Origin of the sequence: Alkalicoccus luteus (assembly GCF_052061695.1) — a bacterium.
GTDB classification, from domain to species: domain Bacteria; phylum Bacillota; class Bacilli; order Bacillales; family Salisediminibacteriaceae; genus Alkalicoccus; species Alkalicoccus luteus.
This window is the reverse complement of sequence record NZ_JBPZEY010000004.1, coordinates 163416-175255: the sequence shown is the minus strand read 5'-3', so window position 1 is coordinate 175255 and position 11840 is coordinate 163416. Positions and strand designations below refer to the sequence as shown.

The window sequence follows — 11840 nt, the reverse complement described above, 5'->3', positions numbered from 1 at the left end:
AAACAGCACCTATGTAAGGGAGGAGAGAGGAGAATCCTCCCTCCATGCGGCTATCCTTTTACAGATCCGCTCGTCATTCCTTCTACAATTTTATTGCTCAAAATAAGAAACGCGATCAGAATCGGCAGCATGCTGATGACGAGGGTAGCACCGATGGCGCCCCAATCTGTTGAGTACTGGCCGATAAAGTTCTGAATACCGACCGTAAGTGTTTTCAGGCTGTCCGAGCTGATAAACGTGTTAACAAACACAAATTCGTTCCAGTTGTAAATCATATTGATGATGGCCGTTGTTGCGACCACCGGTGCCGTAATTGGCAGGATGATCCGGAAGAACATCCGGTGAATCGAGCATCCATCCATAATAGCTGCCTCTTCAAGCTCACGAGGGAGCGTGTAATAAAAGCCGAGCAGAATCATCATCGTCAGCGGCAGGTTAAACGCCGTATACGTTAAGATAATCGACAAGTGATGGTCCATCAGGCCAATCGTATTGAAAAAGCTGAACAGCGGAATCAAAGTGGAATGGACCGGGATCATCAGGCCGACCATAAACAGTCCGAGGACAAGTTTATTCAGCTTCCACTGCATTCTTGTGATCGCAAACGTCACAAGGCTTGCAAGCAGAACCGTCAGAATCACAGCGGTACCGGTCACGATGACGCTGTTAAAAAAGTACAGTCCGATATTGCCATCCGTCCACACTCTTGCGTAGTTGCTCCACTGCGGATCAGCAGGGAGAGCGAACGGAGCGAGGTTAAACACTTCCTGGTTATCTTTTAGTGAAAAGAGCACGAGCCAGATCAGCGGAAGGATCTGAAGCACCGCAACAAGGCCGAGAATGACATAAAGCAGCAGCTTTCCCGGACGAATCCGCAGCGATCCGAGGCGAAGCCCTTCTGTTTTTTCAACAGCAGCAGTATTAGAAGGCATCTGCAGTTCCTCCTTTAATTAATATTGAACTTCATCTTTGGAAGCCGTTGCTTTGCGAATGAGATAGGTCACGATCAAAATGAGCACGAGCAGGAAGAAGCCGACGGCACTTCCATAGCCGAAGTCATTGGATCGAAACGCAAGCTTGTACATGTAGGAGGCCATTACTTCACTGGCTCCGTTCGGGCCGCCGTCAGTCATAACATAAATCAGGTCAAAGTATTTCAATGAACCGATCACGGCAAGCACAATAGTCACCTTAATGATCCCGGAAATAAGCGGGAGCTTAATTTTATAGGCGATCTGCAGCGGGGAGGCGCCGTCGATCTTCGCAGCTTCCTCAAGCTCCTTCGGAATGTTTTTCAGCGCTGCGTAATAAATTATGATGTAGAAACCGGCATACTGCCAGATGATTGGAACAAAAATCGCGAATAGAACGAGACTCGTATCGGCAAGCCACATCGGTGGATTTTCAATTCCGATCGATGTTAAAAACCGGTTCATCACCCCGTTGGATGGATGATAAATACGGATCCACAGCTGGGCGATCGCGACGCTTGAGAGCAGCATCGGAATGAGAAAAATTTTACGGAACATATCGGCGCCTTTGATATTGCCTGCCAATACGAGGGAAACCGTTAAATAAAGCGCGAGGCTTCCAACCGAGAAAAGCGCGAGCAGCAGCGAATGCCAGGCACTGCGCCAGAACATCGTATCTCCGATTAAATTTGCATAGTTTTCAAGCCCGATAAACTCCATGCCGCCAATCCCGTCCCAGTCCATCAGGCCGTAATAGCCCGTCAGGACGATCGGAACATAGATTAACGTAAGTATAAGAAGCAGGGCAGGCAGCGTGTATAGTGCGATCACGCGCTTATCCGACATGATCTGATTCATAAAGACGAACCCCTTTCGTTACGGTCAGCTGGATTAAAAATGCCCCGTAAATTCACGGAGGAACTTACGGGGCGGACGTGCGTGTTTATTCGTCTTCCTGGAGCGCTTCCTCATGCGTCTCTGCAAATTCTTCCGGTGTTACATCCTCTCCGAAGAGGGACTGAATCATATTCAGATGTGTTTCTGCTACGCCTGAGCTCATCTGAACATCTGCAAAGAGCGTAATATCTGACGCGTTGTTCAGCTCATCCAGCACATCAATGAACAGGTCTGGAAGATCTACTTCGTCTGTGTTTACCTGTGTGCCCGGAATCACGCCTGCATCTTCCACAGACTGCTTGCCCCATTCTTCTGTGAAGTGCTTGACGAATGCTTTGGCTTCGTCTTTCACGTCGGAGTTCTCCGCTACGAAAAGTCCGACCCCAGGTCCGCCGACCCAGCTGTTAATATCGCCGTCGCCGCCGTCAACTTCAGGGAACTTAAAGAAGTCGATGCTGTCACGGAATTCCTGCGGTACTTCTTCATTTGTCGTGTAGTTAGGCAGATCCCATGAACCGATCAGGTACATCGCTGCGTTGCCATTCATGAACTCTGCTTTTGCTTCCTGGTCAGAAAGCCCATTAAATCCGGAGATGAAGGCATCATGGTCCACCATTTCCTGAATTCGGTCAGCTGCTTCTACAAGGCGCTCATCGGTGAAGCTTCCGCTGCGGTCAATAGCTGAGTTCAGTGCTTCTGATCCGCCGATGCGGTCAGCAAGGTACATGTACCAGAGGGAGCCTGTCCAGCGATCGCGGTTTCCGAGGGCGATCGGCGTCATGCCGCCTTCTGACAATGTATCAATCACTTCAATTAAGTCATCATATGTTTCCGGTACTTCCACCCCGTACTCATCAAAGATTGCCTGGTTGTAGAAGACAGGCGCTATGTTCAATTCGAGCGGGAGCGCGTAAGCTTCATCATCCACGGAGTATGCTTCGATCGTTCCGGCTACGAAGTCGTCACGCATGTTGTCTTCTTCAAGCACATCATCAAGCGGAGCAAACAAGTCACCGTTGACGTAGGGCTCAAGGAAGCCTGCCGGCCAAGTCATTCCAACATCAGGGAGCTGATTGGAAGAAGAAACAACTTGCAGCTTGTTCTTATACTGCTCATTTTCCAGTACTTCCATTTCAACCGTGACGTGCGGATGCATTTCTTCAAACTCTTCAATGATTTCTGTTACGATCCGGTAGTGGTCAGGGGAGCTTCCCTGCGGCCACAGATGCATAAAGTCGAGCGTGACTTCTTCCTGCTCAGCAGCTTCGTTCGTGTCGCCGCTGTTGTTGTTCTCGTCAGCGCTTGCTGCGTCTTCCGAGTCATCGGCTCCACATGCGCTCAGTGCAATCAGTCCAGCAGTGGAAAGGGCCATCAGTGACAAAAATGATTTCTTTTTCAATTTATTTCCCCCTCAGCGATTTGGTGTAAGCCAAGTATAGCAAGGATGAAAGCGCTTTATAAGGTAACGGTGATTAGGTAAAGTACCACTTTATTTATATGATTGAACTATCATTTTTCGACATCTGTGCTGCTCTCACGCCTGTAGCGGCTGGGCGTCACGCCTTCGTGTTCACGGAAAATGCGGATAAAATACTTAGACGTCTGGTATCCTGTCTGCTCGGCAATGTCGGCGATCGGCATAGGGGTAGTAAGAAGCAGCCGTTTTGCGAGCTGGAGACGTTTTTTCGTGACGTATTCGCTGAAGGTCATCGTCATGTGCTCCTTGAACAAGACGCTGAGATAGCTAGGATTTAAGTGCACCTGCTGAGCTACCTCTTTTAAGCTGAATTTCTCGCTGAGACGGCTGTCAATGTAAACGGCAGCTTCTTGAAGGGGCTCCGGCAGCTGATCAGCCGGGACCACATCCGGCTCCTGGAACGCCCGGTCGACCCGCTCGATCTGATCCAGGCGGGACCTGGTTTCAAGTGCCTCCTGCACCGCCTGAAGAAATGCCTCCTTTTTCACCGGTTTCAGCAGATAGTTAACGACGCCCATGTGAAGGGCCTCCTGTGCATAGGAAAACTCCGAGTAAGCGGAAATCACAATGAACACCGGTCGACGCTGAAAGGATTTCGTTTCCGCAATCAGCTCAAGCCCCGTCATTTCCGGCATACGTATATCGGTGATCAGCACGTCAATGTCATGTTCCTGAAGCAAGTGCAGCGCCTCAGGTCCGTCGGAAGCGGTATAGACATGAAGCAGATCATGCTCCCATGTTTCCAATCTCCGCTTCAGACCGTTGCGGGAGCGGGGCTCATCATCTACGATCAGTACTTGTTTCGTGCGCATGAGGAAGACCTCCTTTAATCGGAATTAAGAGCGTGATCGTCGTTCCTGTATGCTCGATGCTGTCAATCAATAGCTGCGGATCATCGTCCGGATAAACGAATTCCAGCCGCTGCCAGACGTTGCGCAGCGCCAGGCCCGTACCTTTTGTATCCACCTTCTCCCGGTTATCGAGAGAAGCCCGCACGCGCTCCAGTACCTCTTTGCTCATGCCGCAGCCGTCATCAGCTACGCTGATTTCAAGATAGCCTTCTACTTTTGCCTGACTGGCTGTAACGGTTACGGTGCCGCCGCCGCGGCACGTTTCGATGCCGTGCAGCAGCGCGTTTTCGATCAGCGGCTGAATCAGCAGCTTTGGAATACGCTGTTCCCGGTAAAGGGGATCGATCTCCACACGCCAGCTGAGACGGTCCTCAAAGCGGAGCTGCATAATCTGCAGGTACCGCTCTGCGTGCTGAAGCTCTTCTTCGAGTGTCACGAGATCATCATCTGTTTCCGAAATGGTATAGCGGAACAGGTCGGATAACGAAATGATCACTTCTGCCATTTCTTCATCCCGCTCATCAAGGGTCCAGTGAATCGCTTCCAGCGTATTAAACAGGAAATGAGGGTTAATCTGCGCCTGAAGTGCTCGAAGCTCTGCCTTTGTTTTCAGCAGTTCCTTCTCATAGACGGCTTTAATAAGGTGATTGGTTGTTTCTACCATTTCGTTGTACGTGTCATTTAGTTCATTCATTTCGACAGTAGAGGAAATCCGCCGGCTTTTACGCAGAGCACCAAGCGTCCCAAAGCGCATCGCATGAGTCAGCTGCCGAATCGGTCTCGACAAATAGCTTGAAACGATCCAGGAAGCAGGAATAAACAGGATCAGGCCGGTTCCGCCGGCGATTATGATCGCCGTGCCGATACCGGGCAGGCCTTCCAGCAGGAGGGAAACGGGACTCAAAATCACGAGCGTCCAGCCCGTGTTGTCGGAAATCGCCTCAGCCCGGACAAACTCCTCATCGTTATAGAGGACGGTTTCGCTTCCGTTCAAGCTGTCATCTCGCAGTTCTTCCGGCATGTTTCCTGCAATTTCCTGTCCGTTCTGATCTAGAAGCAGCGCATACTCTTCCTGGATATCAAGCTGCTCAGCCGCACCGGCAAGATTAAAGTACGTGTCCTGAACGACGGTGATCAGGTAGCCGCCGCGCTGGAAATCCTCCTCCGGCATATTGATTTGCTTAATCGCAAGAAAAGCCTGAGCATCAAGCGGATCTTCACCGGCCCAGAGGAGCCGGCCGCGTGCTTCTTCAGCAGCGTCAATCCATTCCGGGGATACACGGATGGAAAGGGGAAGTTCATTTAACGGAAACAGCCGGCGCTCATCGATAAAATACAGTTCGAATGACTGCAGGCCAGTCGTATAGGCCTGGTAGCTGTTGATGATTTCATTCATCGACTGGCGTTCCGCAAAGTTAGCCTGCATCCCGGCAGTTTCCTGCTGCAGAAGCTGCTGGACAGCGGGATCAGTTGCGATTTGACTCGTAATCAAATCGATCGTTTCATACTGCGTATCGATGCGTCCGAGTGCCTGCACAGCCGTCTGCTCGATCTGGCCTTCCGCATTTTCTTTAATGATTTCGGTCACCAGGTTATAGGCGAGCAGGCCGACTGCACCGAGCACGATAACCATCACGGCAGCAAAAACAGCTAATATTTGATTCCGCATCGTGTTAGCCGGCTTTAAAAACGAGAATCGCACCGGAAAGCCTCCTCCTGTCTCAATCAAGTCTTCTTTCATTGTATCGGAAATCAGGCTGGAGACGAACAGCAGATATAATCAGTAATAGTTTTTTCATTAAACTTATGATAGTTGTTTTAGCATGAGAAAACAAGAAAGCGCTTTAGTTCCTTTCATGTGTTCCCTTGTTCTGAATCTGGAAGGCAGCTTAAAGCGCTGAAGGACAAAAAGAAAAGCTTATACTAAAAAACGCCTCCGGCTTTACGACACCGGGGCGCTTGTATGAACTATGATGGAGTAGAGCCTGTTGCTGCAGGAGGGAGAAACTGCTTTTGCAAAAATGTTTCAATGTTAAAGGCAGTCAGGCCGTAAGGAGCAGCGTAGTAATAGGAACGGCTGAAGCTGATATCTGTCTGGTTATACAGCTGTGGAAGCGTCCGTTCCTTCACGGACTTATACATCGCTTCCGCAATAAACCGTTCAGCTTTAGCGAGGCGGTTGCCGATCACGATTTTTTCGGGATTAAACGTATGAATGATATTTGTCAGTCCGACACCCAAATAGTAGCCAATTTCTTCAAAGGCATTGCGGACAGCTGCATCTGTTTCAGCCTTGCTCAGCAGGTTTTCAAGATCGTGTCCGTTTTCAGGGAAAGAACGGAGCAGCGCCATTTCAGAGGCATACATTTCCCAGCAGCCCTTGCTGCCGCAGCGGCAGGAACGCCCTTCATCCTTAATCGTCGTATGACCGATCTCACCGCTTAATCCACCGGCTCCCATCATAAGACGATCATCGAGCACAATGCCGGCGCCGATTCCGATTCCGGCGCTTACATAGACGAAGGAGCTTGTGTGCCTGGCGCTTCCGAACGTCTTTTCACCGTATGCGCCTGCGTTTGCTTCATTTGTGACGACGACAGGAACGCCGTACTGATCCTCAAAGATTTCCTTTACATTGGACTGCGTCCAGTCCAAATTGGGTGTCGTCAGAATAGTCCCGTTTTTATCGACGAGGCCGGGTACACCAAAGCCGATCCCGACAAGTCCGAACGCAGTATCTTCAGCTTTAGCGAGACATTCATCCAGCATAACTTTTATTTCCATCACGGTACGAGTGAAATCATTTGTATCGAAGGAACGCGAGATTTCATGAATGACAGAGCCGCGGAGATCGGTCAGCACGGTCAAAATGTAATTGACACCGATGTCACAGCTGAGAGAATAGCCGGCCTTTTCGTTAAACTGCAGCATGAGCGGACGTCTGCCGCCGCTTGATTTGCCAAGACCCGTTTGGTAACAGTATTGTTCATTGATCAATTCTTCTACTAATGAAGAAACAGTAGCTTTTGTAAGGCCGAGTGTCTGGGCGAGGGCTGCACGTGAAATAGGTTCCTGCTCCCGGATCGTATTTAAGATGATAGATTTGTTCGCCAGTTTAACCGTTTGCTGATAGGCAGCCATATCGATTCCTCCTACATTGTTTAATGAAGTGCACGGGTTCTTCGATTTAATCAATTGATGAACCGGTTAACATAGTTTAGTTATAGCAAATTGTCGGCTTTGCATTGCTCTTATTACCATTCTACCGCACCTTGCCGGCTGTTACCTAGCAAGAACGAAAGAAGAACCTAAAAAAAGTTCTCTTTTTTTATTAGTTAATTCAATGGACAAACTAAGTTTACCCTGCTACAATACAAATATCAAGAAGTTATCTATAACTTAGGAGGTCATGATCATGGCAGAAACAAGAACGACGTACTTTTCGAATATTCCTGAAATCGCTTACGAAGGTCCGCAATCAGCAAATCCGTATGCATTTAAGTATTATAATCCGCAAGAGAAGGTTGGCGGCAAGACGATGGAGGAGCAGCTTCGCTTTTCAGTCGCTTATTGGCATACGTTGACGCAGGATGCATCTGACCCATTTGGAGCAGGCACCGCTCAGCGTCCATGGGATCACTACAGCGGAATGGATTTGGCAAAAGCTCGCGTTGAAGCAGCGTTCGAATTTATCGACAAAATCAAAGCGCCTTTTTTCTGCTTCCATGATATTGATATCGCGCCGGAAGGAGATACGCTCCGCGAAACAAATCAAAATCTAGATACGATCGTGGCAATGATCAAAGAGTATATGAAAACGTCAGAGACGAAGCTGCTCTGGAACACAGCGAACATGTTCACACACCCTCGCTTCGTTTCCGGTGCAGGGACGTCAAGCAACGCGGATGTTTACGCGCATGCGGCTGCAAAAGTGAAGAAAGGACTTGAAACTGGTAAAGAGCTCGGAGCTGAAAACTACGTGTTCTGGGGTGGCCGTGAAGGCTACGAATCACTTCTAAATACAGACATGAAGCTGGAGCTTGATAACCTTGCATCGTTTTATCATATGGCTATCGACTATGCGAAGGAAATCGGTTTTGATCCGCAGTTTCTGATTGAACCGAAGCCGAAAGAGCCGACCACGCATCAGTATGACTTTGATGTAGCAACGGCGACCTCTTTTCTTTACCAGTACGGTCTGCAGGATCACTTCAAGTTTAATATTGAAGCAAACCATGCAACGCTTGCCGGCCACACGTTCGAGCATGAGCTTCGCACTGCACGCATCAGCGGAATGCTCGGTTCCGTTGACGCGAACCAGGGTGATCCGCTGCTCGGATGGGATACGGATGAATTTCCAACAGATCTTTATTCCGCGGTCCTTGCGATGTATGAAATTTTGAAAAACGACGGGCTTGGACGTGGCGGCCTGAACTTCGATGCCAAGATCCGCCGAGGCTCCTTTAAGCCGGAGGATCTCTTCTATTCTCATATTGCAGGCATGGACAGCTTTGCAGTCGGCCTGAAAGTGGCGCAGAAAATGATCGATGACCGTTTCTTTGAATCGATTGTGGAAAAGCGCTATGAAACGTTTAACGATGGCATCGGGAAAAAGATTCGCGAAGGTACTACGTCGTTCGCGGAGCTGGAAGCATATGCCCTTGATCAAAAGCAGATTGACCACGCCTCCGGCCATCTGGAGCGGATCAAAGCAGGGATCAATCAATACATTCTTTCTGTCAATTCCCTTTAATCGGGTTGATACGGGCCGTCTCAGTCCCCCTTCTGAGGCGGCCTTTTTTAACAGGAGGAAACGGCAGAAACGGAAATAGTACACAAGAGAGGAGATCGTATATGGCTTACGTACTTGGTGTTGATTTAGGAACGAGTGCTGTTAAGGTGCTGCTCGTAGATGAACAGGGAACAGTTGCGTCAGAAGCTTCAAGAGGTTATCCGCTGTACCATGACGAGCCGGGTTGGAGTGAACAGGAGCCCGAAGACTGGGTGGAAAAAACGATTGAGGCGGTCGCAGAAGCAGTGCGGGATGTCGACCCGGAACAGGTGAAAGGGATCAGCTTTTCCGGTCAGATGCACGGTCTCGTTCTGATCGATGAAGCGGGTGCTCCGCTGCGCCGTGCGATACTATGGAACGATACGCGGACGTCAGAGCAGTGCCGAAAAATTGAAACAGAGCTGACGATTGATACACTGCACCGCATTACGAAGAATCCTGCGCTGGAAGGGTTTACGCTGCCGAAGCTGCTTTGGGTCCAGGAATACGAGCCTGATTTGTTTAAACAAGCAGCAGCCTTTCTTCTTCCGAAGGACTATGTACGCTTCAGGCTCACCGGTGAACTAGGAATGGATTACTCGGACGCAGCCGGCACGCTTCTGCTGGATGTAGCAGACCGGGAATGGAGCCGCACAGTAGCAGATGCGTTCCAGCTCGATACGTCGCTTTTCCCGCCGCTATTAGAAAGTCATGCCGAAGCCGGAACCCTGCTCCCTGAGATGCAGGAGCAGACGGGTCTTGGCAGCGTTCCGCTGTTTGCCGGCGGGGCAGACAATGCGTGCGGGGCACTCGGAACGGGCATTTTACAGGAAGGAAGTGTGCTGAGCAGCACGGGTACTTCCGGTGTCATGCTTGCCTTTGAAGAAGACGGCAGCAAGGATTTTAGCGGATCCGTTCATTACTTTAACCATGCGGTGCCAAACGCCTACTACACGATGGGCGTAACGCTCGCTGCGGGTCACAGCCTCAGCTGGTTTAAAGAGCAGCTGGCCCCTGATCGTTCATTTGAAGAGCTGCTTGCGCTTGCAGAAGCATCGCCCGCGGGATCCCGGGGACTGCTGTTTACTCCGTATATATCCGGAGAGCGGACCCCGCATCCGGATGCAGACATTCGCGGAAGCTTCATCGGCCTGCACACCTCGCATACGCTCGGAGATATGACGCGGGCTGTTTTAGAAGGCATTACCTTTTCCCTGAATGAATCGCTTCAGCTTTTCCGTGAGCAGGGGAAGCAGGTTCACACGATTATCGCTTCGGGAGGAGGAGCGAAAAGCCGGCTGTGGCTGCAGATGCAGGCCGATATTTTTGGTGCAGCGACAGAGAGGCTGGAAAGCGAGCAGGGACCGGGACTCGGAGCGGCGATGATTGCGGCTTACGGCCTTGGCTGGACAGACAGCTACAAAGAGTTATCAGACCGGTTCACGAAATCAGCAGACCGCTGCGAACCAGACCCTGAGGCGGCAGCTGTTTACGCCGGTCTGTTTCCGATCTATCAGAAGGTATACCGTGCCACTGAAGAACTGTCGAGAGCGTTAAAACCGTTCCGGCAGGCAGGAAGCAGACAGGGAGCTGAAACAACATCTTAACAGTATGTCATCATGAACAGCCTGCCTCTTATATTGATAAGAAGCAGGCTGTTCTTTTTCGTCAAAAAAATACTGTATTTTGCCGAAATGTTAGAAAATACTACACAGAAAACGGCGACCATTTAAGCAGTAACAGGAGTATACTAAAGGTGTATATATGCTGATGCAGACGCTTTTTTCATACATATGCCGGTATTTTTGGCATGGCTGAATGAAAGAGGTGAATAAGATGGGAAGAAAGCTTGTTAAACTGATGCTGTCCTTTGTGCTGCTGTTCGTTACTGCCTTTGCAGCTTTTCCAGAAACTGCTGATGCGGCTGCTTCCAAGTGGATCACAAAAGGAAACACGACGAGTAAAGTTGTGGCTTTGACCTTTGATGACGGTGCGGATGGAACGAACCTATCCAACATACTGAATACGCTTCAGGATCATAATGTGAAGAGCACTTTCTTTTTAACAGGTACGGGTATGAACCATCACCCTAAAACGGTAAAACGAATCACTGATCATGGACATCAGATTGGCAACCACTCCTACTCCCATCCGGATTTCACCAAGCTTACAGCTACACAGATGAAACGAGAGCTGGAAAAAACAGAGGCGCTTGCGAAGCAGGTTACAGGGAAATCGACAAAGCCGATATTCAGAGCCCCGTACGGAGCGGTAAATAACGCAGTGCTGCAGGCTGCCGGAGCAGCAGGCTATCCGCACACGCTTCACTGGGATGTTGATACTGTCGACTGGAAAGGTGTTTCGAAAACGCAGATCGTCAATAAAGTAGTGAACAATGTGAAGCCAGGGTCCATCGTCCTGATGCATACCGGTGCAGGAGCATCGGGAACACCAGGTGCTCTCCCGGAAATCATTAAGCAGCTGAAGGCGAAAGGATATAAGTTTGTGACCGTATCAGAGCTGTTGAAGCTGGAGACGAAGCCTGCAGGCACGTCTGGAACAACCTATACGGTTAAATCAGGTGATACGCTCTATGCGATTGCCCGCAAGTATAATACGACGGTTGCGGCACTGACCTCTTTGAATAAATTAAGTGACCCGAACGCCTTAAAAATCGGACAGGTGCTGCAGATTAAAGCAGCTGCTTCGATTCCGCAAGCCTCCACCTATACGGTTAAGTCAGGCGACACGCTTTATGCGATTGCTGTCAAAAACAACACAACCGTACAGAAGCTCACGTCATTGAACGGTATATCAAATCCTAACCTTATTCGAGTCGGACAAGTACTGAAGCTACCGGCATGACAGTAAAA

The 11840-nt window shown here is 49.7% G+C and carries 9 protein-coding genes; 3 read left to right on the top strand and 6 right to left on the bottom strand.

All coding sequences use genetic code 11. The features are described from left to right. Window positions 1-50: 50 nt before the first annotated feature. The 6 genes from ACSZLD_RS07135 to ACSZLD_RS07110 all read right to left on the bottom strand — a co-directional run bounded on the left by ACSZLD_RS07135 (window position 51) and on the right by ACSZLD_RS07110 (window position 7337). Window positions 51-932 (bottom strand): carbohydrate ABC transporter permease, encoded by an 882-nt coding sequence (locus tag ACSZLD_RS07135; protein ID WP_168006533.1) that lies wholly within the window; start codon window positions 930-932, stop codon window positions 51-53. Between the two features lie 18 nt (window positions 933-950). Next, window positions 951-1829, bottom strand: a complete 879-nt coding sequence (locus tag ACSZLD_RS07130; protein WP_168006531.1) for a carbohydrate ABC transporter permease — start codon at window positions 1827-1829, stop codon at window positions 951-953. Window positions 1830-1914: 85 nt separating this feature from the next. Continuing rightward, entirely contained in the window at window positions 1915-3267 is a 1353-nt protein-coding gene (locus tag ACSZLD_RS07125) for an extracellular solute-binding protein (RefSeq protein WP_444684730.1), read from the bottom strand. 110 nt (window positions 3268-3377) lie between these two features. Next, window positions 3378-4157, bottom strand: a complete 780-nt coding sequence (locus tag ACSZLD_RS07120) for a response regulator transcription factor (RefSeq protein WP_444684729.1) — start codon at window positions 4155-4157, stop codon at window positions 3378-3380. Then, a complete protein-coding gene (locus ACSZLD_RS07115; protein ID WP_444684728.1) occupies window positions 4126-5898 on the bottom strand; it encodes a cache domain-containing sensor histidine kinase in 1773 nt (590 codons plus the stop codon). The genes ACSZLD_RS07120 and ACSZLD_RS07115 overlap by 32 nt, the downstream gene beginning before the upstream one ends. A gap of 266 nt (window positions 5899-6164) precedes the next feature. Continuing rightward, window positions 6165-7337, bottom strand: coding sequence for an ROK family protein (locus ACSZLD_RS07110; RefSeq protein WP_444684727.1), 1173 nt, complete (start codon window positions 7335-7337; stop codon window positions 6165-6167). Window positions 7338-7611: 274 nt separating this feature from the next. On the opposite strand from ACSZLD_RS07110, the gene xylA reads away from it, so the two are divergent. The 3 genes from xylA to ACSZLD_RS07095 all read left to right on the top strand — a co-directional run bounded on the left by xylA (window position 7612) and on the right by ACSZLD_RS07095 (window position 11832). Beyond that, the gene (gene xylA, locus ACSZLD_RS07105) at window positions 7612-8949 is read left to right on the top strand and encodes a xylose isomerase (protein WP_444684726.1); all 1338 of its coding nucleotides are present in this window, start codon (window positions 7612-7614) and stop codon (window positions 8947-8949) included. 101 nt (window positions 8950-9050) lie between these two features. Next, entirely contained in the window at window positions 9051-10574 is a 1524-nt protein-coding gene (xylB, locus tag ACSZLD_RS07100; RefSeq protein ID WP_444684725.1) for a xylulokinase, read from the top strand. 229 nt (window positions 10575-10803) lie between these two features. After that, window positions 10804-11832: a LysM peptidoglycan-binding domain-containing protein gene (locus ACSZLD_RS07095; protein WP_444684724.1), complete on the top strand. Its 1029-nt coding sequence runs from the start codon at window positions 10804-10806 to the stop codon at window positions 11830-11832. Window positions 11833-11840 lie beyond the last annotated feature (8 nt).

Coding starts and splice junctions, on each gene's coding strand:
- ACSZLD_RS07120 (WP_444684729.1), bottom strand. CDS start 4,157: ATGCGCACGAAACAAGTACTGATCGTAGATGATGAGCCCCGCTCCCGC.
- ACSZLD_RS07110 (WP_444684727.1), bottom strand. CDS start 7,337: ATGGCTGCCTATCAGCAAACGGTTAAACTGGCGAACAAATCTATCATC.
- ACSZLD_RS07135 (WP_168006533.1), bottom strand. CDS start 932: ATGCCTTCTAATACTGCTGCTGTTGAAAAAACAGAAGGGCTTCGCCTC.
- xylB (WP_444684725.1), top strand. CDS start 9,051: ATGGCTTACGTACTTGGTGTTGATTTAGGAACGAGTGCTGTTAAGGTG.
- ACSZLD_RS07130 (WP_168006531.1), bottom strand. CDS start 1,829: ATGAATCAGATCATGTCGGATAAGCGCGTGATCGCACTATACACGCTG.
- xylA (WP_444684726.1), top strand. CDS start 7,612: ATGGCAGAAACAAGAACGACGTACTTTTCGAATATTCCTGAAATCGCT.
- ACSZLD_RS07095 (WP_444684724.1), top strand. CDS start 10,804: ATGGGAAGAAAGCTTGTTAAACTGATGCTGTCCTTTGTGCTGCTGTTC.